23 protein-coding genes are annotated in these 19,976 nt (G+C 62.9%); 12 read left to right on the forward strand and 11 right to left on the reverse strand.

All coding sequences use genetic code 11. The annotated features are described in order from the left end of the window. Window positions 1-49 precede the first annotated feature (49 nt). The 5 genes from EV686_RS11470 to EV686_RS11490 form a co-directional block, all read right to left on the reverse strand. Complete coding sequence (locus EV686_RS11470) at window positions 50-463, reverse strand: hypothetical protein (RefSeq protein WP_132477081.1); 414 nt, start codon at window positions 461-463, stop codon at window positions 50-52. Window positions 464-567: 104 nt separating this feature from the next. Continuing rightward, window positions 568-1,095, reverse strand: coding sequence for a copper chaperone PCu(A)C (locus EV686_RS11475; protein WP_132477082.1), 528 nt, complete (start codon window positions 1,093-1,095; stop codon window positions 568-570). Then, on the reverse strand, window positions 1,092-1,694 hold the full coding sequence (locus EV686_RS11480; protein WP_132477083.1) for a DUF1404 family protein: 603 nt from the start codon (window positions 1,692-1,694) through the stop codon (window positions 1,092-1,094). The genes EV686_RS11475 and EV686_RS11480 overlap by 4 nt, the downstream gene beginning before the upstream one ends. Next, window positions 1,691-2,323: an SCO family protein gene (locus EV686_RS11485; protein ID WP_132477084.1), complete on the reverse strand. Its 633-nt coding sequence runs from the start codon at window positions 2,321-2,323 to the stop codon at window positions 1,691-1,693. The genes EV686_RS11480 and EV686_RS11485 overlap by 4 nt, the downstream gene beginning before the upstream one ends. Then, window positions 2,320-2,898 carry a c-type cytochrome gene (locus EV686_RS11490; protein WP_132477085.1) on the reverse strand — a complete coding sequence of 193 codons (579 nt, stop codon included), beginning with the start codon at window positions 2,896-2,898 and terminating at the stop codon, window positions 2,320-2,322. The genes EV686_RS11485 and EV686_RS11490 overlap by 4 nt, the downstream gene beginning before the upstream one ends. Window positions 2,899-2,966: 68 nt before the next feature. Between EV686_RS11490 and EV686_RS11495 the strand changes: the two genes are divergently transcribed. Continuing rightward, window positions 2,967-3,518 (forward strand): glutathione peroxidase, encoded by a 552-nt coding sequence (locus tag EV686_RS11495; protein ID WP_132477086.1) that lies wholly within the window; start codon window positions 2,967-2,969, stop codon window positions 3,516-3,518. Window positions 3,519-3,587: 69 nt separating this feature from the next. On the opposite strand, the gene EV686_RS11500 is transcribed toward EV686_RS11495, so the two are convergent. Next, the gene (locus EV686_RS11500; RefSeq protein ID WP_165972582.1) at window positions 3,588-4,271 is read right to left on the reverse strand and encodes a GntR family transcriptional regulator; all 684 of its coding nucleotides are present in this window, start codon (window positions 4,269-4,271) and stop codon (window positions 3,588-3,590) included. 133 nt (window positions 4,272-4,404) lie between these two features. Between EV686_RS11500 and EV686_RS11505 the strand changes: the two genes are divergently transcribed. The 3 genes from EV686_RS11505 (at window position 4,405) to EV686_RS11515 (ending at window position 8,050) form a co-directional block, all read left to right on the forward strand. Continuing rightward, window positions 4,405-5,454: a UxaA family hydrolase gene (locus EV686_RS11505; protein WP_132477088.1), complete on the forward strand. Its 1,050-nt coding sequence runs from the start codon at window positions 4,405-4,407 to the stop codon at window positions 5,452-5,454. A gap of 11 nt (window positions 5,455-5,465) precedes the next feature. Further along, window positions 5,466-6,992 carry a UxaA family hydrolase gene (locus tag EV686_RS11510; protein WP_207901751.1) on the forward strand — a complete coding sequence of 509 codons (1,527 nt, stop codon included), beginning with the start codon at window positions 5,466-5,468 and terminating at the stop codon, window positions 6,990-6,992. 68 nt (window positions 6,993-7,060) lie between these two features. Continuing rightward, window positions 7,061-8,050, forward strand: a complete 990-nt coding sequence (locus tag EV686_RS11515; protein ID WP_132477090.1) for a tripartite tricarboxylate transporter substrate binding protein — start codon at window positions 7,061-7,063, stop codon at window positions 8,048-8,050. 126 nt (window positions 8,051-8,176) lie between these two features. On the opposite strand, the gene EV686_RS11520 is transcribed toward EV686_RS11515, so the two are convergent. The 3 genes from EV686_RS11520 to EV686_RS11530 all read right to left on the reverse strand — a co-directional run bounded on the left by EV686_RS11520 (window position 8,177) and on the right by EV686_RS11530 (window position 11,402). After that, the gene (locus tag EV686_RS11520; protein ID WP_132477091.1) at window positions 8,177-9,202 is read right to left on the reverse strand and encodes a Bug family tripartite tricarboxylate transporter substrate binding protein; all 1,026 of its coding nucleotides are present in this window, start codon (window positions 9,200-9,202) and stop codon (window positions 8,177-8,179) included. 41 nt (window positions 9,203-9,243) lie between these two features. Then, window positions 9,244-10,233, reverse strand: a complete 990-nt coding sequence (locus EV686_RS11525) for a 2-hydroxyacid dehydrogenase (protein ID WP_165972583.1) — start codon at window positions 10,231-10,233, stop codon at window positions 9,244-9,246. Between the two features lie 92 nt (window positions 10,234-10,325). Beyond that, complete coding sequence (locus EV686_RS11530) at window positions 10,326-11,402, reverse strand: malate/lactate/ureidoglycolate dehydrogenase (RefSeq protein WP_132477093.1); 1,077 nt, start codon at window positions 11,400-11,402, stop codon at window positions 10,326-10,328. Between the two features lie 151 nt (window positions 11,403-11,553). Here EV686_RS11530 and EV686_RS11535 point away from each other — a divergent pair, with 151 nt between their 5' ends. Continuing rightward, on the forward strand, window positions 11,554-11,751 hold the full coding sequence (locus tag EV686_RS11535; RefSeq protein ID WP_132477094.1) for a hypothetical protein: 198 nt from the start codon (window positions 11,554-11,556) through the stop codon (window positions 11,749-11,751). Then, window positions 11,748-12,092: a DMT family protein gene (locus EV686_RS11540; protein WP_132477095.1), complete on the forward strand. Its 345-nt coding sequence runs from the start codon at window positions 11,748-11,750 to the stop codon at window positions 12,090-12,092. Before EV686_RS11535 ends, EV686_RS11540 begins: the two co-directional genes overlap by 4 nt. A gap of 288 nt (window positions 12,093-12,380) precedes the next feature. On the opposite strand, the gene EV686_RS11545 is transcribed toward EV686_RS11540, so the two are convergent. Beyond that, on the reverse strand, window positions 12,381-13,604 hold the full coding sequence (locus EV686_RS11545; protein WP_132477096.1) for a glycoside hydrolase family protein: 1,224 nt from the start codon (window positions 13,602-13,604) through the stop codon (window positions 12,381-12,383). Window positions 13,605-13,668: 64 nt separating this feature from the next. Next, window positions 13,669-14,430 (reverse strand): IclR family transcriptional regulator, encoded by a 762-nt coding sequence (locus tag EV686_RS11550; protein WP_132477097.1) that lies wholly within the window; start codon window positions 14,428-14,430, stop codon window positions 13,669-13,671. 97 nt (window positions 14,431-14,527) lie between these two features. On the opposite strand from EV686_RS11550, the gene EV686_RS11555 reads away from it, so the two are divergent. The 6 genes from EV686_RS11555 (at window position 14,528) to EV686_RS11580 (ending at window position 19,929) form a co-directional block, all read left to right on the forward strand. Then, entirely contained in the window at window positions 14,528-15,721 is a 1,194-nt protein-coding gene (locus EV686_RS11555) for a fumarylacetoacetate hydrolase family protein (RefSeq protein ID WP_132477098.1), read from the forward strand. 143 nt (window positions 15,722-15,864) lie between these two features. Beyond that, complete coding sequence (locus tag EV686_RS11560) at window positions 15,865-16,404, forward strand: TRAP transporter small permease (protein WP_132477099.1); 540 nt, start codon at window positions 15,865-15,867, stop codon at window positions 16,402-16,404. 11 nt (window positions 16,405-16,415) lie between these two features. Continuing rightward, window positions 16,416-17,672, forward strand: coding sequence for a TRAP transporter large permease (locus tag EV686_RS11565; protein ID WP_132477220.1), 1,257 nt, complete (start codon window positions 16,416-16,418; stop codon window positions 17,670-17,672). A 78-nt stretch (window positions 17,673-17,750) separates the two neighbouring features. Beyond that, window positions 17,751-18,722 (forward strand): TRAP transporter substrate-binding protein, encoded by a 972-nt coding sequence (locus tag EV686_RS11570; protein WP_243650864.1) that lies wholly within the window; start codon window positions 17,751-17,753, stop codon window positions 18,720-18,722. Beyond that, window positions 18,722-19,147: a MaoC family dehydratase gene (locus tag EV686_RS11575; protein WP_243650865.1), complete on the forward strand. Its 426-nt coding sequence runs from the start codon at window positions 18,722-18,724 to the stop codon at window positions 19,145-19,147. The genes EV686_RS11570 and EV686_RS11575 overlap by 1 nt, the downstream gene beginning before the upstream one ends. After that, on the forward strand, window positions 19,147-19,929 hold the full coding sequence (locus EV686_RS11580; protein WP_132477101.1) for an enoyl-CoA hydratase/isomerase family protein: 783 nt from the start codon (window positions 19,147-19,149) through the stop codon (window positions 19,927-19,929). Before EV686_RS11575 ends, EV686_RS11580 begins: the two co-directional genes overlap by 1 nt. Window positions 19,930-19,976: the final 47 nt, after the last annotated feature.

Consider the following 19,976-nt stretch of genomic DNA (forward strand, 5'->3'; position numbering starts at 1 on the left):
GATATGCCGCGCAGCATGCAAGAAGGATGGCAGTGGCGCGTACCGCAGTTCAGCCGATGGAAGCTGCCTGGGCGGGAGGAGCGCGGGAACCGACGGGCGGGCCGTCGATGCGCGAGGCGTGGAGATGAGGATAGGCCGGCAGCCGCGCCGCCGCGAAGAGGGGCGGCACGGGCAGGACGTGGGGAAGATGCGCGGGCAGCCCCGCAGATGTGGCGTTGTACAGGCCGAATGGGCAGGTATCCGTCGCTTCCTGGGCCGGAGCGTTGTCCGTATCGGGGGCGGCGGCATGGTAGATGCCCGACTGGCACATGGCCAGGGCAATGCCGTTCTCGATGCCGGCGTTGCCGGCAGGCATGAAACCCATGGGTATCAGCGAACGCAGCGCGAAGGCCGCCAGCATCAGGCAGGCTGCCAGATACCAGGCGCGGGGACGCGTGCGAGACATGACAATGGGTGTGGACATGCAGTGATTCTAGCGTAAGCGGGAGGGCGGCAACAATGCGCTGGCGCAAGCTTGCGGTGAAATGCCCGGCGAAACCGGGCGGCATATGGGCGCGCGCTGTGTTTCTATTGCAGCGTGCCGGCGGGCTTGACGGCGCAGTCCGCTGTGGCGACCAGTGACCCGCCGAACCAGAAGGACAGCGGCAGTGTTTCGCCGGGCTGGGGGGGGCGGGACGGCTGCTCCAGCATGACATGGTTGCCGCGGGGCGAGAAATCCAGCGCGCCGCCGACGGGTATGGGAAGGCTGGGCAGGGTCTTCATCCCGCCGCCCTGGCTCGTATGCAGCATGGCGTGCCCGAAAACGGGGCTGCGCGCCGCATGCAGGGTCAGCGGTTTGTCGCCAGTGTTTTCCATGCGGAAGTAGGCCGCCGAGGGGAGGCCCGCGGGCATGGCGCGTATCCAGCAGTCCCGGATCAGCAGGCCCTCGGGCGCCGTTGCCGAGGCGGGATCGGGAAATGCGTCGCCGGCGCCGTGCGCGTGGCCGGATGCATGCGTGTGCGCATGCGCGTGGTCCGCATGCTGGCGGGCCTGTACTGCCGGAGTGGCCAGCCAGGCGCAGAGCAGCAGTGCGAGGGGGGCGGGGATTTGTCTCATGGCTCGTTTGTCGGTGTCGTTGTGGTGCCGGAAGGCAGCGATGATTGTGCCAGCTTGCGCAGCCACCAGGCAAGGAAGATGAAAAGGATGCCGGCGCCCCAGGCCAGCAGGGCAATGCCGGCCAGTACCTGTTCGTTGGACTGGTAGGCGCTGCAGAGCTGTTGCGGCGCGGTCAGGTACAGCACGCCCATGAGGATGTTCATGCCCGACAGGTTCAGCACGAAGGCGAAGCGCACGATCGGGTGCAGCCGCGGCCATGCCCAGCCCGCCAGGCCGCCGGCCAGCAGCAGGCTGGCGACTTTCAGCATGGCCACGCGCCAGTCCAGGACGGCTGCGTCGAATACGACGGGCAGCATCCAGCACATGAGGCACAGCGAAGACAGCATCAGATTGGCGAGTCCCGCCTGGTTCCACGCGGAGAAGGCCTGGCGCGCGTCCGGCCTGACGTGCAGGGAGAACAGCCACCCGGCGAGGAACAGCGCCGGAATCTCCAGGGCCATGTGCAGCGCCATCGAGGCCTCCAGCCAGGGCCGCAGCAGGGCGAGGGCCAGCAATAGTCCCGTGGGCAGGGCGAGATGCGGGAGACGGGCGGTCTTCATTGCAGCGCCTCCATGGCAAGCAGGTCGTCCAGCACCAGATCGGGCTGGTTGACGTCGTAGGCGCGCATGAGCCTGCTGGCTCCGTCGATCAGGAACAGCGCGGCATTATGATCGTAGCCGCCCATGCCGTCCGGCAGGACGATGGCGTCGAACAGATCCAGCATGGGCTTCAGGGCGGACGACCGGGTCACGGTGGCGAATCTCCAATGCGCGGGCTGGGCTCCCAACTGGTCGGCATAGCGCCGCAACTGTTCCGGTGTGTCAAAGGCGGGATCGAAGCTGAGCGTCAGCAACTGGACGCGGTCCCGCAGCCGACTCTCCAGGATGGCCTGCTGCAGGAATGCGAGGCCGGATGCGCTGGTGCGGCAGATGTCGATGCAGCGCGTATAGGCCAGCGTGGCGATGGTCCAGCGTCCGGACGGGCCGGGAAGCCCGGATAGCGGAAACTGGCGGAACTGCGCATCGATCATCGGCAGGTCCGGCAGGGGCCGGGGGGCGTCGGCCAGCGCGATGCGCCTGGCTGTATCGGCGGACAGGGCGCGGAAGCCATGGGTCACGGGATACAGCGCCGCCAGGAACAGCAGCAGGATCAGCGCCAGGGACAGGGAGGTCTTCTGCGGGGCTGTCATGGCGTATTCTCCTGCCCGCTGCCGGGCAAGGCCTGGAGGAAGCCGTGCAGTTCCTGCTCGCCGCGCCACGGATCGATCCTGTCCGAAACCTCGTCACGGGCGCGCCGGACCAGGTCGGACGAAACCGGCGGGGCGGCATTGCTCCAGGCGGAGCGGATATAGTTCAGGACGGCGGTCGTTTCCTCGTCGGAAAACTGCGACTTGAAGCCCGGCATGACGCTGGTGTAGACCTGTCCGTCGACCGTGACGGCGCCCGTCATGCCCTGGAGCACGACCAGGGCCAGCCGCCGGGCGTCGCCGGTGACCCAGTCCGTGCCGTCGAGCGGCGGAAACACCTTGCCCAGGCCTTGTCCCGAGGGCTGGTGACAGGACTGGCAGGCGCCGGCGTACAGCGCCCGGCCATCGATCAATTGCGCGCGCTGCGCGTCGGGGACGGACGTATTGGCATAGGCCGGGATGGACTGCTCGCCCAGGGCCGTGTTGCTTTCCAGCGCGGGAAAAAACCGATAGCCGGCGGCCCAGACGAGCAGGCCCGCCGTAATGGCGATGGCGATGCGGAATACGGGTGTGCTCATAGTGGCGACAGTTTACAGCGGGCGGGCAGGGAGATAGGATGGTGGCAACCTCACGACAAGGAACGATCATGACGACGAATAAACCTCTGTACGATATTCCGCTCGCTTCCATCGACGGAAAGCCGGGCTCCCTGGCGGACTACCGGGGCAAGGTCCTGCTGGTGGTCAATGTGGCCTCCAAGTGCGGGCTGACGCCGCAGTACGAAGGCCTGGAGGCGTTGTACCGCGCCCGCAAGGACGACGGTCTCGTCGTACTGGGCTTTCCCGCCAACAACTTCAAGGGCCAGGAGCCGGGCTCCGATGCCGAGATCCGCAGTTTCTGCTCGACGAACTATGACGTCAGCTTTCCCATGTTCTCGAAAATCTCCGTGGCGGGCGACGACCGGCATCCGCTTTACGATACGCTGACCGCCGCGCAGCCCGCGGCGACGGGCGAGGGGCCCATGCGCGAAAAGCTGGCCGGCTTCGGCATCCAGGGAAACCCGGCGCCGGAAGTGCTGTGGAATTTCGAGAAATTCCTGGTCGACCGCGAAGGCAAGGTCATCGGCCGCTTCTCGCCGGACGTGGCTCCGGACGACGCGCGTCTGGCAGCCGCCATCGATGCGGCGTTGAAGGGCTAGGCTGTTGCCGGCGGGGAGGCAGCCCGCCGGTCCGCATGTCCATCCATGGCCTGTGCACGGATGGGCATGTTACTTTTCCGCATCGGGCTCGGACAGGTGCAATAGCCCGATGGATTCCAGCGACAAATTCAGATGCTGCTTCATGGCCAGGACTGCGGCGTCGGCGTCATGGGCGATGATTGCCTGGCAGACCTTCTGGTGGCCTTCGAATGCATAGGAGCCGCGAGTCAATTGCTGCAGTGCCTGCATGCGCACGCGGTCCAGATGGATCTTGCTCTGCAGAACGACTTGCCACACGCCCGGCCGTCCGGCAATCCTTGCGATCAGGGCATGCATGGCCTCGTCCGCGGCCATGAATCGGCGGTGGTCGCCCGAACGCAGCGCGTCTTCCTGCATCTTCAGGTTGGCTTGCAGTTCGGCGGCGTCATCCTGGGTGAGCTTCGCAACCGCCTCGCGCACAAGCGCGCATTCCAGGTGTTCCCGTACGAACTGGGCATCGTAGACTTCCTGCAGGCGTATTGGAGCGACGTAGCTCCCGACTTGGGGGTAGATTTCCACCAGGCCGACTTCGGAAAGCCGGAGCAGGACTTCCCTGACGGGAGTCCGGCTGACCTGGAAGCGTTCCCGCAGTTCGGCTTCCATGACGGAGGATCCCGGAGGCAATACGCCCGTCACGATCTCGTCGACAAGCGTGTCATAAATATGCTGAACCAGCATGGATCGCCGGTTGATGGGAGAGCGTGGGGATTTCACGGATAGTCCACCAGAGGTTAGCAGGTTCTCGGACGCATTATACGGGGGAGGTTTGTACGTATTTTTGTTTTGTTCTTGTATACTACAGTACAAGAATAATAGTGCGGTCTGAAAATCAAGAAGGAAAGCATTCATGGGGACAATCCGAGCAACGAAACCGCTGACGGCTTCCGGCGCCATGCAATACACATTCAGGGGGATACCGCGACAGGACGGGCGCGTGGGAACGCGCAATTACCTCGCAGTATTGATCGCCAGCAATTGCGCCGCGAGCGCCGCGCGTTTTGCCGCCGAGTGGTTCGATGAAGACCGCATGGCGGAGTGGCCGCAGGTCGACGGCGTTTTGCCGCTGGTCCACGATGTGGGATGCGGCATGGAAATGACCGGCGAGCCGATGGATCTGTTGCGGCGGACCCTCTCCGGCACCATCAGGCATCCCAATATCGCCGGAGCGGTCGTCCTGGCATTGGGCTGTGAGCGCAACAACGTGCGCGCCTTTTTCAAGCAGGAGGGGTTGCAGGAAAGCCGGATGCTCAGGGCCATCGTGCTGCAGGAATCGGGAGGGACCGCCGGCGCCGTGCAGGCGGCGCGCGAGGCATTGCTGGAAATGCTGCCTGTGGCCAACAGCCAGCACCGCGTCGAGGTTCCGTTCTCGGCGCTGACGGTGGGCTTGCAGCATTACGGCACCGGAGCGGAGAAAGCGATCCGCGATGCGGCCCAGGCCCTGTCGGAGACAGGCGCAAGGCTGATTCTGGCGGATTCCCGTGGGCCGGGACGGGAGGCTGGACCGCATCCGGTCTATGGCGTATCCCCCGGCGCATATCGCCGCTATGGCGAGCTTGCCGGAGAAGAACGGGTAACGGTCATGCAGGCGCCGGAAAATCCTGTCATTGCAACGACGGGGCAATTGGCCGCCGGCGCATCCCTTGTCCTTGCCGCGTTCGATCATGCAACGGACGTCGGCGCGACTGCCGTCCCGTGCATCAAGCTGGCGACGGCCGAGCGCAGCTGGAGTCGGGTCGGGATGGATATGGACATGGCCTCGTGCGCAAAGGAACAGGCGCTGCGGGATGTATTGCCCGGGATGCTCGAAGGCTATGCCTCGGGGCAGCCGACATTGGCGGAAAAGGCCGCGGCGGGAGACGCCGAGTTCATCCCATGGCCTGTGGGCGTGCTTGTATGAGGGGCGGCGCAATGCAGAACAGCTATCACTTCATTCGTCTCGACCAGAGGGACAATGTCATCGTCGCCCGTGATGCGACGCCTGCCGGGACACAGGTTGCCGGCGAGAGCCTGACGCTGCTGGACGATGTTCCCGCGGGCCACAAGATTGCAACCCGCGCTATTGCGCGCGGAGATGCCATCCGCAAATACAACACCGTCCTGGGGTATGCGGGCTGCGATATCGAGCCCGGCGCATGGCTGCACAATCACAACATCGTCTTCAGCGATGTGGAGAAGGATTATCGCTTCGGCCTGGACTATGTTCCTACGCCGCTGGTGCCCGAAGCGCAGCGCGCCAGGTTCATGGGGTACCGGCGTGGGGACGGCAGGGTGGGCACCCGCAATTATGTCGGTGTGTTCATGCTGGGAGGCGCCGGCGCAGTGGCCGTGCGGCGCATTGCCCGGGGCTTCGGAACGGACGTGCGGCAGCGGTACCCGGGTGTGGATGGCGTGGTGCCGTTCGCGCATGCGCAAGGCCGTGGAGTGGACTTGGATGATGCCTCCAGGTCGTTGCTGTATCGCACGCTTGGCGGATATATCGGGCATGCCAATATCGGCGGCGCGCTGCTGGTTGTCTATGACCGCGCAGAGGATGGCCTGGACGATTTCCTGCGCAGCCAGGGGCTGCACGAGGGCGATGCGCTGAGGGTGCTGGAGTTGCGCACCGTCGGGGATATCGAAGATGCCGTCATGCTGGGAAGGCGGCAGGTAGAAGACATGCTGTCCCGGATGGGCGACACGCAGCGCGAACCCGCCGATGCGAGCCATCTGGCCGTGGCTTTGCAGTGCGGCGGATCCGACGGCTTTTCGGGCCTGTCCGCCAATCCTGCGCTTGGCGCCGCCATGGATATCCTGGTTCGCCACGGAGGCTCCGCCATATTGTCGGAGACATCCGAAGTCTACGGGGCCGAGCACATGCTGACGGCGCGCGCGGTGACTGCGGAAGTCGGGAAGCGCCTGGTGGATTGCATCCAGTGGTGGCTGGATGACAACGCGGGCCGGGATACGCAGATCAATGGCAAGGTGGGACCGGGCAACAATGCCGGAGGCATTACCAACATCATCGAAAAATCCCTTGGCGGCGCCAAAAAGGCGGGCAGCACCGGCCTGATGGACGTGCTCGCCTATGGAGAACGCTTGCGTGCGCATGGGTTCGTCTTCATGGATACGCCGGGCAATGATCCGGTATCCGTTACCGGCCAGATTGCGGGCGGGGCGAATCTCGTCTGCTTCACCACAGGGCGCGGATCGTGTTTCGGGTCGTTCCCGGCGCCTACGGTCAAGCTGTCCAGCAATACACCGATGTTCATGCGCATGCAGGCGGACATGGATATCAATTGCGGTCAGGTGATCGATGGCGACCTGACGATTCCGGAAATGGGAGAGCGCATATTCGAACAACTGCTGCGGCACGCGTCAGGCGAAATGACCAAGAGCGAAGCGCTGGGTGTCGGAGCCAGCGAGTTCATTCCCTGGACCCTGCGCAGCCACGATTGAAACGATCGCTTGAAGAAGACGTGTTGCTGTTCTGATCCGTAGGTTCATTCATAAGAAGGGAGACATTCATGAAGAAAAAACTGGGTATTGCCGTTGGTGTGCTGAGTCTGTGTGGCATGGGGCTGGGCCAGGCGTCCGCCGCCGCGAATTTTCCTGTTCAGCCCATCAATATCGTCGTCCCGTCCTCTCCGGGCGGCGCCATCGACATGGTGGCCAGGCTGGTGGCCAAGCAGGTGGGGCAGAAGCATGGCGTGAACATGGTGGTCAGCAACAAGCCGGGGGCGACGGGAATCGTCGGCTCGGACTATGTGGCCAAGAGCGCGCCGGACGGCCATACGATTCTGCTGGCCTCCAGCGCGCACTCCATCAATCCTTCCATGACCAAGCTGCCGTACGACACGCTGACCGCGTTTGCGCCGGTTGTCCTGACGCATTCGGTGCCGCTCATGCTGGTGGTGACGGATTCGCTGCCGGTCAACAATGTGCAAGAGCTGATCAGCTATGCCAGGCAGAACCCGGGTACGTTGTCCTTCGCCTCCAGTGGACTGGGAGGGGCGCCGCACTTGTCGGGCGAGCTGTTCAAGCACAGCCTAGGCCTGGACATCCTGCATGTGCCCTATCGGGGAAGCACGCTCGCGCATGCCGATCTCGTTTCGGGCCGCACCCATCTCATGTTCGATACGCTGGCCGCATTGCGGGCGCCCCTGGACGGCAAGAGGCTCAAGCCTTTGGCCGTAACGACAAAGGAGAGGGCCGCCAGCGATCCGGATATCCCGACGATGCAGGAGGCGGGGGTCGCAGGGTATGAAACGGAAACATGGGGAGGGATTCTCGCTCCGGCGGGAACGCCGCCGGATGTGGTGGAAAAACTGAACGCATGGATCAATGAGGCATTGCAGGAACCAGAGGTCCGCGACCAGCTCACCCGTACCGGCATCGTCGTTCGCGGCGGCGCGTCCGCAGACTTCGACACCTTCATCAGGGACGAGATGGTCAAGTGGGGCAAAGTCGCAAGCGATGCGGGGATCGAACCCAAGGCGATGGAAAGCGGCTCCTGACCGGCAGTATTCCGTAGTAGAAAACAGGAAGGGGAAGCCATCGGCTTCCCCTTCCTGTTTTCCCGCCGGCTTCCGGGCTCGATGGCGCGGGAGCCGGCATATCGCCGCCGATGGCGGGAAATGGGATCATTCCTCCAGTTTCAGGTTTTGCTCCTTGACCAGCTTTGCCCAGCGCTGCATGTCTGTCTGGATGAATTCGCGCATTTCGTCGGGTGTGCCGGCCAGCGGCTCCGCTCCCATTTCCTCCAGGCGCGACGCGACCTCCGGCGACCGCATGATGCGTATCACGTCGTCGCTGATCTTTCTGATGACGGGTTCGGGCGTGCCCGCCGGCGCCAGCAAGCCCTGGTAGCCGCCGGCAATGAAGCCGGGAAGGACTTCGGATACGGTGGGAACGTCAGGCATGTCCGTCCGCCGTTGTTCGCTGCTGATGGCGAAAACCTTCAGCTTGCCTGATTTCACATGCCCGCCGGTGCTGAAGACGCTGTTGAATTGCAGGTCGACCTGGCCGCTGATGATGTCCTGTATGGTCTGCGCGCCGCCTTTGGCGGGGATGTCGGTCCATTGGATGCCGAGCTGGCTTGCGAACAGCATGCCCGCCAGGTGAGGCGTCGTGCCCAGGCCGCTGGTGCCGTAGTTGAGCTCTCCGGGATTGGCCCGCCCGTAATCGATCAGCTCCTGCAGCGTGTTGAACGGCATCGATGGATGGGAGGTGAGCAGGTAGGGGGAATAGGTCAGTACGGAGATGGGCGCGAAATCCTTCACTACGTCGTAAGGCAGCTTGCGCAGGGCCGGAGCGATGGTCAGGGTGCCGAGGTCGCTGAACACCAGGGTATATCCGTCCGGCTTCGCACGGGCTGTGAAGCTCATGCCGATGACGGTGCTCGCTCCTGGCTTGTTGTCCACGATGACAGGCTGCCCCCAGGTTTCGGACAGCTTCTGCGCCAGGAGCCTTGCCTGGGTATCGGAAACGCCGCCGGCGGCGAATGGCACGACGATGGTGACGGGCTTGTCCGGGTAGTTGCCCTCTGCCGTCGCGGTTTGCGGCGCCGTGGCGAGCAGGGCTGCGGCAAGAGGGCCTGCAAGCATGGCGGTCAGGGCGCGGCGTCGGCCGGCCTGGGGTGTGTCGTTGGAGGGATGTCTGTATGTCATGTCTGTCTCCTGTGTGTTTCGTGCTTGTCTCGGTTTCGAACTTACAAGACTCGGTTGTTCAGGGGGAGCCCTTCCAGGTGTCGGGCGATATTGTTGAAAACACCGCTCATCTTGTGCTTGAACGTGTCTCGGGTCGCCGCGGCGATATGCGGTGTCAATACCGTATTGGGGAGTTCGGCCAGCGGATTGCCTTCGGAGAAGGGCTCGCGCTCGAACACATCTAGACCCGCCGCTCCCAGGTGCCCGATGCGCAGGGCGTCGATGAGCGCGCTTTCATCGACGACGGGGCCGCGGGACGTATTTACCAGAATGCTGCCCGCCTTCATCCGGGCGAGGCGGGGAGCATCGATCATGGCGCGCGTCTGGTCCGTCAGGGGAACGTGCAGGCTGACGATGTCCGATGCCGACAGCAATGTATCCAGATCCACTCGCCTGGCGTTCAGCAGGATTTCGTCATCGGGACTCAGGGGGACAGGGTCGGTGTAAAGGCAGGTGACGCCCCATCCACGCAGGCGGGCGGCGGTCGCCTTGCCTATTCTTCCCATGCCGATGATGCCGACGACGCTGCCCGATAGCGTCCGGGACTTCAGGCGCAAGGCATTGACGTGATAGCGGCCGTCGCGCAGCTCTTTGTCGGCGAAGGCCGTGTGGCGGCAGGCAGTCAGCATCAGCATGATGGCGTGTTCGGAGACCGTGGTCGGCGTGCCGTCCGGCGTAATGGCGATGGGGATGCCGCGTTCGTCCAATGCGGCGACATCCAGCGTGTCGTGGTAGCCGACGCCCTGGTGCACGACAAGCTGCAATGCCGGCGCTGCCTGGATCATTGCCCGGCTCAGCTTTATCGTTCCCGCGACCACGATATGGCAGTCGGCGATTTTTGCGAGGATTTCGGCTTCGCCGCCGCTTTCCAGGGTAATGAGCCGGGTGCCCGCCGGCAGATAGGTTTCGACCTCCCGATACAGCGAGGTATTGCCGATGGCCAGATACAGAATCCCGGTGGCCTGTTCAGAATGATGCGAGGGCGCGTTCACTAAGGTCTCCTGGGATAGGCTGGTGCGCCTGTCCATGTTCGGATGCGTGGGTATGTGGGATGGTGCCGGGAGTCATCGGATTGCACTGGCGATTACATTCCCGCGCAGCGGTTGATCCGTTGACTGTCGACGCCGAGTTCGCTTGCCGACTGCAGAATATCCTGCCAGGTCTGGGTATCCACGGGGATGCCGTTATGGGTTCTTTCCCGGCAGATATCGCGTTCCGTCTCACCTGCCAGGACGATGCGATCGATTTCCGGCTGCGGAGGAGATGCCTTGATCCAGGCGATGGTGCGTTGCGCGTATTCCTCGAAGTTTTCGGGCTGGGCAATTTTCGAGGGATCGAACAGTATCGAGAGCATGCCGTTGACGACGCGCTGCTTGCCATCGGCGGGGCCATTGACCGACCATCCGCCGGCAAGCGCTCCGCCGAGAAGCTCGCACGCCATGGCGAGCCCGAAGCCTTTGTGTTCGCCGAATGGAAGCAGGGCGCCCAGCGGGTTCAGTACGCCGTAGACGGGATCAGTGGTCGGCTGCCCCCGGTCGTCGAGCATCTGGCCGGGCTTCAGGGAAGCGCCGCGGTTGTATGCGACCCGTGTCTTCCCCTGGGCAATGATGCTGGTCGCGAAATCGAGGATGAACCTGTCGCCGGAGCGCAGCGGTATTCCGATGGCGAACGGGTTCGTGCCATAGCGGGCGTCGCTGCCGCCCCAGGGAGCGACGATGGGGCGCGAAATGACATTGACGAAATGGATCGACACCAGTCCATGCTCAACGGCCATTTCCGCCCATTCTCCAATACGTCCCAAATGATGCGTATTGCCCAGCGCCATGATGCACGCGCCGTGTTCCCGCGTGCGCGAGATGGCCAGATCCATGGCCTGGCGGCCGATGGACTGCCCGAACCCCATCTGGCCGTCCAGGGTGAGCAGGATGCCCGCATCCTTGGTCTGCTGAAGGCTTGCCTTCGGTTGCAGACTGCCTTCCCGGTAGGCGCGCGCATAGCGCGGCAGCATGCCGACGCCATGGGAATCGTGGCCGGTCAGATTGGCTCTCACCAGATTGTCCGCAATGAGTGCGCATTGCTCCTCGTCGCAGCCAAAGCCGCGTATGACTTCGTGGACGGCGGATCGTAAGAGAGCGGCTTCGAACAGATGGTGATTCTTCATTCTTGGTTCATTGAGGAGAAGGGAGAGGTTTGCCTGGCGCCTCTGGCGCTGCGCATCCGGCCCTTCTTTGTTGATTCATACGTACTAGTATATATGAGTGAAGCGACATTATGAGGCTAGTGACAACCCTAGGTAGGACTCGAATCCGGATATGCGCGCTGTTGTTGCGCAATGGCCGCGGGCAAGCCTGCGGATGGTCGAATGGTGCTACGATGCGCCGCTGGCCCGTGGCGTTCCGCCGGGTTTTCTTTTTCTTGCCCGGATGCTTCGGGCCGCGCTGAAGCCGGAGCGGGCGGTGTGCGTCGTTCCGGCCGTGGCGCAGGATGCCGCAGGCACTCATTCATCATGATGCAAAAGACCTTGCCCGTACTGCTGCTCGTGCTGTCGAACGTTTTCATGACGTTCGCCTGGTATGGCCACCTGAAGTTTCCGGGCGCTCCCCTGGTCAAGGTGATCCTGTTGAGCTGGGGCATCGCGCTCGTCGAATATTGCCTGGCGGTGCCCGCGAACCGCATGGGCCACGCCGTCTACAGCGCGGCGGAGCTCAAGACGATCCAGGAGGTCGTCACACTGGCGGTGTTCGCCGGCTTCTCGGTCCTGTACCTGAAGGAAGGCCTGAGCATCAATCACTTGCTGGGCTTTGCGCTCATTGCGCTGGGCGCCTTCGTCATCTTCCGTTCGCCGTTCTGACCACGCGCCCGGCGCTGGTGCGCTTTGCACACTCATTCGCATGTTATTGGTGCACGACCATTCGATGGCATGCCTTGTTCGCCCTTGCGCTGCCGTGGCACGTAAATTGCATGCATGCATTCACTGCGGGACTTGTCGTGCGCATGTCCGATGATCGCCGCCGGGAGGGACATCCCCGGAAATCCGGGGGTGTCCGGCTGGCAGCGATATGACGCAGTGTCGTTTTTGCATCCCTCCGGCGCGAAGCCGGCGGGATGCTTTTTTACTTAGAGCCGCCCCAGGCGGAAATCAGAATGCGATGGGGGCGTTGGCCAGGCGGAAGCGTCCCGGATGCAGGACGCGGCAAAGCGCTTCCACGAAGTAGAAATCGCCGAACATGGTTGCGCTGACCACGCCTTCGCCGTGAGGCCTGGAGTAGCAGCCCTCGCGCAGCAGGCCGCGATGGCTGTCTTCATTGGCGAAGCCTTCGCGGCACAGGCCGGCCAGCATGTCGACTCCCAGCGCATGCCATTCCTGCGCCTTGGACGCATCCGGATGCAGTTGGCCCAGTTCGATCAGGGCGGAGGACACGATCGCGGCGGCGGCGGTGTCCCGGATCTTGGCGTCCTCGCCGGTGGCGTCGAAGTCATAGGGAGGAATGACCCGGTCGCCCAGCCGCTGCAGATAGTAGCGCGCTGAGCGCTCGGCCAGTTCCAGGTAGGCGGGGTTGCGCGTTTCCAGGGCCGAGCGCGTGTAGCCGTAGATGGCCCAGGCCTGGCCGCGCGACCAGGCGGTTTCATCGCCCGCGCCCTGGAAGGTATAGCCTCGCACGCGCTCGCCGGTGGCGATGTCGTACTGGACCGCGTGGTAGGTGGAGTCATCATTGCGGAAGAAGGCGCGCGCCGTCATGGCGGCATGCGCATCGGCGGCCAACCGGTAGCTGGCATCATCGGTATAGTGCGAAGCCCAGTACAGCAAGGGCAGGTTGGCCATTGTGTCGATGGCCGAGCTGCAGCGGCCGCGTGGGTCGCTGATGGGGCCCCATGAAGCGATATAGGCGCCGGCCGGGGTCGTGACCAGGCGTGCGCGCAGACGGTCGGCGGCCTGTTTCGCGATGCCGGCGAACCAGGCGTCTCCTGTGACCAGGTATCCCGGAATGGCGCTGCTGTCGAAAATGAAACCGATGTCGTGCGTATTGGGATCGTCGGCGCGCTGGGCGACCAGGCGCATGCGCTCGCGCGCCCATGTCAGGAACCGGGCGTCGCCGGTTTGCAGGTACGAGGCCAGCAGCAGTCCGACCCAGAAGCCGCACAGCCAGTTGCCGTGGCTCCAGGCGTCGCCGGTGTAGCCGGCGGAAACACTGGCCGGAACGGTGATCCAGCTGCCGTCCGGCGCGGTCACGTGCGGAAATTCGACGCCGAGCGCAGGCTCGTCTTCGGCGACCTTTTGCGCGGTTCGATCCAGTGTCTGGCTGAACAGCGCGCGTGTGTCGGCATCCAGGTCGAAAGACCTGGGAGTGGGGGTGTGCGGCATAGGTGTCTCCATAAAAAGCCGGTGATGATGGTGTCGGGGGATGCCTTGTGTTCTTGCCCCGGGTTCAGCGCCCAATGCCTTGGGCAATGTCCTTGGCCAACTGAACGATGGCGTGCTGGATCTTCTGGCTGCGCGTGGCATCCAGGCGGTCGGTCGGGATCGAGGTGCTGACCGCCACGCTCTGGCCCAGGTGCGTGCGGCCGATGAAGGCGGCAAAGCAGTTCAGCCCCGCAGCGACTTCTTCGAGGTCCAGGCCCAGGCCGTCGCGGCGTACGCGCGCCAGTTCGTTCAGAAGCTGCTGGCGCGAGGCGATGGTCCGCGAGGTGATGGGTTCCAGTTTTTCCGGCAGCAGGTCGCGCACCTCGTCGTCTTTCATCTGGGCCAGCAGAACCTTGCCCAGGGCGCAGGCGTGGGCTGGCAGGCGCGAGCCGATGTCCGAGACCAGGCGTACGGGGCGCTTGGCGTCTTCGCGGCCCAGATAAACCACATCGCTGCCATCGAGCATGGCCAGCTGGACCACTTCGTTGTGCTCTTCGACGAACTGCTGGGCTTTCATGCGGAACACTGCCTGCAGCCGGTCCTGGCGCAGGTAGGCCATGCCCAGGCTGTACAGGTTGATGCCGATGATATAGCCATCGTCGACCTTCTCGATCCAGCGCCGCTGTTCCAGCGAATCCAGCAGCAGGTACAGCGTGCTGCGCGGCAGCTCGCAAGCCTTTTGCAGATCGCTGGAGGACATGGGAGAGGACTGGCGGGTCAGCGTGCGCAGGATCAGGTCGGCGCGCAGGATGGCCGGCACTTCGTATTTGGATTGTTTGTCTTTCATCCTATTTTCCAAAATATTGGACTTAATATTATTTTACTGGACAATCGAAAAACGCGCCAATATACTGCGCTCGTCTTTCACCTACATGGCTGTTGCAATGACTGCTGCATCTGTTTCCTGCCTTCCCCATGATTTGTCCCGCGCTGTGCTGGTGGGCCGGGTCTGGCGCCAGACGCCTGAACCAGGTCCCGCCGTCGTGATCGTGCGAGGTGGCGAATTGTTCGATGTCACGGCGCATGCGCCGACTGTGTCCGACCTGCTGGACAGGCCGGACGTCGTGGAATTTGCGCGCCATGTCCAGGGCGAGCCGCTGGGGCGGGTCGAGCCTGTGGTGGAAGCGGCCCTGAAGAGTGCAAATGGCGGGCCCGCCGGCGAAGGCGCCGTGCGCCTGCTGGCTCCCTGCGATCTGCAGGTGGTCAAGGCTTCGGGCGTGACGTTCACGATCAGCCTGCTGGAACGCATGATCGAAGAGCGGGCAGGCGGCAATCCCGAGCGCGCCCATGAGATCCGCAACGGCTTGAGAGATGTGGTGGGCGTGGATCTGGTGGCGATCAAGCCGGGCTCGCCCGAAGCCGAGCGCCTGAAGCAGGAACTGATCCGCCGCAATGAATGGTCTCAATACCTGGAAGTCGGCATCGGCCCCGACGCCGAAATCTTCAGCAAGGCGCCGGTGCTGTCGTCAGTGGGCTTCGGCTGCCCCGTGGGCCTGCATCCCGATTCGCAGTGGAACAACCCCGAGCCTGAAATCGTGCTGGCGGTGGCGAGCACGGGGCGCGCGGTGGGCGCCACGCTGGGCAATGACGTGAACCTGCGCGATATCGAAGGGCGCAGCGCCTTGCTGCTGGGGCGTGCCAAGGACAACAACGGCTCGTGCGCCATCGGGCCTTTCATCCGCCTGTTCGATGAAACGTTCACCATGGATACGGTCCGCAGCGCGGAGGTCAGGCTGAATATCAAGGGAGACGACGGCTTCGAGCTCAATGCCAGCAGTCATATGAGCCAGATCAGCCGCGATCCCGAAGATCTGGTAAGCCAGGCGTGCGGAGCGCATCACCAGTATCCGGACGGCTTCATGCTGTTCCTGGGTACGATGTTCTCGCCCAGCCAGGACCGCAACGGGCCGGGACAGGGGTTTACCCATCATCTGGGCGATATCGTCACGATTTTCACCCCCAGCCTGGGGGCTCTGATTAATGAGGTGCAGTTGTCCACTGCCATAGAGCCGTGGACGTTCGGTATCCGGTCGCTGTTGTACAACCTGGCGCGGCGCGGCAAATTGAAGACGGCATGATGCGACCGGTTCCCGCGTGGGATATCGCGAGCGGTATCGGCTGAGCGTCTCCTGATGAAAAGAATGATTGATAGGAGGAAAGAGCCTTGAATGCTCTGGCAAATAATGGAGAGAGACGTCCCTCTCACTGGTTCATCCGGTCCATGGATCGTTTGAATGGCTGGCTCGTCAAGCTGTGCGGGCTGGCAATGATCGCCATGGTGGTTTCGGTCACGGTCGGCATCCTGATCCGGTTCATCTTCAGTCATCTGTCCATGAGGGTGTCGGCGCCATGGACGGAAGAAGTGTCCCGCTATCTGATGATCTGGACCGTGTTCATCGGTGCGGGGGTCGCCTCCCGCACGGGCAAGCTGATCGGCGTGGAGGCTTTGATGCTGGTGCTGCCGGCCTGGCTGGGCCGGAGCGTGAAGTATGTCTCGCATGTGGTGTCGGTCGCCTTCTACATCCTTCTCTGCTGGGTGGGCTGGCAATGGCTGGAGTTCGGCCAGTCGCAAACTTCGCCGGTCATGCAGGTGCCGCTGGCCGTTGTGAACACGGCCATGCTGTGCGGCGCGATGCTGCTGATCCTGAATACGGCCGCCCTGGTGCTGGAAGTGCGTCTGACCGGAAGGGACATCCGCCACGCGAACGTGGACGATGAAATGGAAACTGCGCTGGAGCAGGCCAAGGAGCAGCAACAATGATCTGGGTATTGATGCTTTCTTTCGCGGGCCTGCTGGTATTGAGCGTGCCCATCGCCATAGCCCTGGGTTTCTCCGCTGTGCTGGCGCTGCAGTTCAACGGCGTGCCGCTGGTCCTGATGGCGCAAAGCGTCTACGAGGCGCTTGACTCCTTCAGCCTGATGGCCGTGCCTTTCTTCATTCTGGCCGGTAGCCTGATGTATTCGGGCGGCATGGCGCAGCGTCTGGTCAACCTGGCCAACGCCATCATGGGCTGGATCAAGGGCGGCCTGGGTGCGGTCGTGGTGCTCAGCTCGATGTTCTTTTCCACCATGTCGGGGTCATCGTCTGCGACCACTGCGGCGATTGGCTCGATCCTGATTCCCGCCATGGAAAAGAAGGGCTATCCGCGTCCCTTCGCCGCTGCCGTGCTGGCATCGTCGGGCGAACTGGGCGTCATCCTGCCGCCTTCGGTGCCGATGATCATTTACGCCCTATCGGCCAATGTGTCGGTGGCTGCGCTGTTCCTGGCCGGCATCCTGCCGGGGATCCTCATCTCCTGCTCGCTCATAGGACTGGTCTGGTTAATGGCGCGCTTGAAGGGTTTCGATCCGGTGACCCGCATCACGTTGCGCCAATGGCGCCGGGAGGTCATGCGCACGCTGGCCGATGCATCGCTGGCCCTGCTGATGCCTGTGTTGATCCTGGGCGGCATCTACAGCGGGTTGTTCACGACGACGGAAGCCGCTGTGGTGGCCGTACTGTACGCATTGCTGGTGGGCAAGTTCGCCTACAAGCAGCTTCGCTTGCGCGACCTGCCGGAAATTTTCGGGCGGTCCGCGGTGACGTCGGCCATCATTCTGATGATCGTCGGTTTCGCGGCCATCTTCGCCTACGTGCTCACGGTCAATCAGGTGCCGCACAAGCTGGGAGCCTTCCTGACAGGAATTTCGGACAGCCCCGTAGTGTTCCTGTTGCTGGTCAACATCGCCCTGTTCCTGCTGGGCATGTTCATGGAGACGCTGGCCGCCATCATCATCCTGGCGCCGATCCTGGCTCCCGCGGCCATCCAGTTCGGCATCGATCCGGTCCACTTCGGCGCCGTCATGGTGATCAACCTGGCCGTGGGAATGGTGACCCCTCCCGTGGGCGTGAACCTGTTCGTGGCCTGCCAGGTGGCCAATATCCGCCTGGAGCAGATCATACGTCCGCTCGTGCCTTTCCTGCTGGTGCTGCTCATGAATGTGATCGTCATCAGCTATATCCCGTTCCTGACCACTTGGTTCAGGTAAGCAGAAGCAGGCCGTTCCAGACTTGCGCCCCCGAGGCTCCCTGAAGCACACACATAAATAGATATGGAGATCATGGAAATGAAGAAAGCAATACTTACGACATTGTCGGCCATTGCCTTGTCGGTCGGCGCTGGCGCCGCTCAAGGCGTTACTCTCAATCTGGGCCATACGCTGGCTCCGGACAGCCATTACCAGATAGCAGGACAGCAGCTCGCGGAGAAAGTGGCCGAGCGCTCGAACGGCGAGATGAAGATCAATCTCTTCCCGCAATCGCAATTGGGGGGCGAGGTGAAGATGATCCAGGCGGCGCGCGCTGGTGCGTTGGACATGTTTATCACCGCGCAGGCGCCAATGGTCAACACCGTCAGGGAGTACAGCCTTTTCGATGTGCCTTATCTTTTCGATGACCTGAGTCAGGCCAACAAGGTGTTGACAGGCCCTGTCGGCCGGCAGTTCATGGATATGCTGCCCAAGTACAACCTGGTGGGGCTGGGCTTCCTGTCCGCAATGGAGCGCAATGTGTTTTCTTCGCGGCCCATCAATGGTCAGCCGGACATGAAAGGTATGAAGCTGCGCGTCATGCAGTCTCCGGGCTACGTCTCCGCCTACGAGGCGCTGGGCGCGCTGCCCACGCCAATGGCTTACGGCGACCTTTATCTGGCGCTGCAGCAAGGCGTGGTCGATGGCGGCGACACCTCGCCGGACCAGTTCGTGATGGACAAGTTCCTGGAGGTCTCCAAGTTCTACAACATTACGCGCGTGCACTACCTGCCGGCGCTGCTCATCATATCGAAGTCCCGCTGGGACAAACTCTCGCCCGAGCAGCAGAAAATCCTGCAGGAGTCGGCCGACGATGCGCTGGCCTATGCCCGGGACTACTATAAGAAATCCTATGATGGCTCCATCGCGCGGATGAAGGCGGAAGGTGTGACTGTGGTGGACTCCGACCTGGACACATTGCGCGAGTCGACCCGCGGGGTGGTGCAGTCGCTGCTGAAGCAGATTCCCGATGGCGAAGCGCTGTATAAGGCCGTACAGGAGGCGAAGTAATGGCCAAGCGTCCGCATATGGACTGCTACGCCATAGGCGACGGCAGTCAGTTCTCCAAGACGGTCTCTGAATACGATGTTTACGGTTTTGCCGGCATCGTTGGCGATATGTATGGCGTGCATCTGGATGAGGAGTATGCCAAGGGAACCCGCTTCGGCAAACGTATCGCACAGGGCGCCCTGTCGGTCGGGTTCCTGGCCACAGTCATGGGACACATGGCCGCCAAGGCGCCGTCGCCGGGGGCAGTCTCTTATCGCTATGACGTGACTTTCAAGGCACCGGTCTACCTGGGTGATACCGTGACTGCCAAACTCGAACTGATCGAGAAGGAAGAGGACCGCAATACCTGCATCTTCCGCGCAACCGTGTGCAATCAGAATGGCGAGTTGGTGGCGGAAGGCAAGACCTATCTGAAGGTTCTGTAATGAGCGGCGCCAACGATGTCTTGTTGCAGGAGAGGGCGGGGCCGGTCCTGTGGCTGACGCTGAACCGGCCCGAGCGGCTCAATGCGCTGACGCCGGAGATGATGGGAATGCTGGCGCAAGCTCTGGAGCAGGCGCAGGCGGATGAGCAGGTATCAGTCATCGTGCTGACGGGGGCGGGCGAGCGAGCCTTTGCCGCCGGCAACGACGTGGAGCGCCTGGCAGGCATGGATGTGGCCCAGGCGCACCAGGACATGCGCATGGGGCAGAAAGTGGTCCAGGCGCTGCACGAGTCGATGAAGCCCACGGTCGCCATGGTCAATGGCTATGCGCTGGGCGGAGGGTTTGAACTGGCGCTGGCTTGCGATTTCATCGTGGCTTCGGAGCAGGCGGTATTCGGTTTCCCGGAAATCACGCTGGCCACGATGCCGGGCTGGGGCGGAACGCAATTGGCCGTCATGAAAATGGGCCTGGCGCGCGCCAAGGACATGGTCCTGTCCGGCGAGCATCGCAGTGCGCGGCAATGCATGGATTACGGGTTCATCCATAGTCTGGCGGCGCACGCGGAACTGCGTTCGGCGACGGACAGCTTTGTGCAGCGCATCAGTGCGCATCCTGCCCTGGCGCTGGGACTGGCCAAGACGGCATTGAACCGCGCCGCGGAGCTGCCCTTGCATAGCGGCATGGAATTCGAGGCGGCGCTGTATGCCAGCAACTTCGGCATGCCGCATGCGCGCTCGGGCCTGCAGGATTTCCTGCTTCGCCGCGCGGCGAAGCGCAAGTAGGATTGCACAGCCGCCGACAGGCGACTGCCATACAGAAAATATGAATC

The organism is Paracandidimonas soli (assembly GCF_004342005.1).
GTDB lineage: Bacteria > Pseudomonadota > Gammaproteobacteria > Burkholderiales > Burkholderiaceae_B > Paracandidimonas > Paracandidimonas soli.

Excerpts from the sequence above, each read along its gene's own strand:
- EV686_RS11575 (WP_243650865.1), top strand. The coding sequence starts at position 18,722 with ATGGCCAAGCGTCCGCATATGGACTGCTACGCCATAGGCGACGGCAGT.
- EV686_RS11515 (WP_132477090.1), top strand. The coding sequence starts at position 7,061 with ATGAAGAAAAAACTGGGTATTGCCGTTGGTGTGCTGAGTCTGTGTGGC.
- EV686_RS11545 (WP_132477096.1), bottom strand. The coding sequence starts at position 13,604 with ATGCCGCACACCCCCACTCCCAGGTCTTTCGACCTGGATGCCGACACA.
- EV686_RS11540 (WP_132477095.1), top strand. The coding sequence starts at position 11,748 with ATGATGCAAAAGACCTTGCCCGTACTGCTGCTCGTGCTGTCGAACGTT.
- EV686_RS11550 (WP_132477097.1), bottom strand. The coding sequence starts at position 14,430 with ATGAAAGACAAACAATCCAAATACGAAGTGCCGGCCATCCTGCGCGCC.
- EV686_RS11535 (WP_132477094.1), top strand. The coding sequence starts at position 11,554 with ATGCGCGCTGTTGTTGCGCAATGGCCGCGGGCAAGCCTGCGGATGGTC.
- EV686_RS11470 (WP_132477081.1), bottom strand. The coding sequence starts at position 463 with ATGTCCACACCCATTGTCATGTCTCGCACGCGTCCCCGCGCCTGGTAT.
- EV686_RS11565 (WP_132477220.1), top strand. The coding sequence starts at position 16,416 with ATGCTTTCTTTCGCGGGCCTGCTGGTATTGAGCGTGCCCATCGCCATA.
- EV686_RS11485 (WP_132477084.1), bottom strand. The coding sequence starts at position 2,323 with ATGACAGCCCCGCAGAAGACCTCCCTGTCCCTGGCGCTGATCCTGCTG.
- EV686_RS11480 (WP_132477083.1), bottom strand. The coding sequence starts at position 1,694 with ATGAAGACCGCCCGTCTCCCGCATCTCGCCCTGCCCACGGGACTATTG.
- EV686_RS11490 (WP_132477085.1), bottom strand. The coding sequence starts at position 2,898 with ATGAGCACACCCGTATTCCGCATCGCCATCGCCATTACGGCGGGCCTG.
- EV686_RS11560 (WP_132477099.1), top strand. The coding sequence starts at position 15,865 with ATGGATCGTTTGAATGGCTGGCTCGTCAAGCTGTGCGGGCTGGCAATG.
- EV686_RS11570 (WP_243650864.1), top strand. The coding sequence starts at position 17,751 with ATGAAGAAAGCAATACTTACGACATTGTCGGCCATTGCCTTGTCGGTC.
- EV686_RS11555 (WP_132477098.1), top strand. The coding sequence starts at position 14,528 with ATGACTGCTGCATCTGTTTCCTGCCTTCCCCATGATTTGTCCCGCGCT.
- EV686_RS11510 (WP_207901751.1), top strand. The coding sequence starts at position 5,466 with ATGCAGAACAGCTATCACTTCATTCGTCTCGACCAGAGGGACAATGTC.
- EV686_RS11505 (WP_132477088.1), top strand. The coding sequence starts at position 4,405 with ATGGGGACAATCCGAGCAACGAAACCGCTGACGGCTTCCGGCGCCATG.
- EV686_RS11580 (WP_132477101.1), top strand. The coding sequence starts at position 19,147 with ATGAGCGGCGCCAACGATGTCTTGTTGCAGGAGAGGGCGGGGCCGGTC.
- EV686_RS11530 (WP_132477093.1), bottom strand. The coding sequence starts at position 11,402 with ATGAAGAATCACCATCTGTTCGAAGCCGCTCTCTTACGATCCGCCGTC.
- EV686_RS11495 (WP_132477086.1), top strand. The coding sequence starts at position 2,967 with ATGACGACGAATAAACCTCTGTACGATATTCCGCTCGCTTCCATCGAC.
- EV686_RS11475 (WP_132477082.1), bottom strand. The coding sequence starts at position 1,095 with ATGAGACAAATCCCCGCCCCCCTCGCACTGCTGCTCTGCGCCTGGCTG.
- EV686_RS11520 (WP_132477091.1), bottom strand. The coding sequence starts at position 9,202 with ATGACATACAGACATCCCTCCAACGACACACCCCAGGCCGGCCGACGC.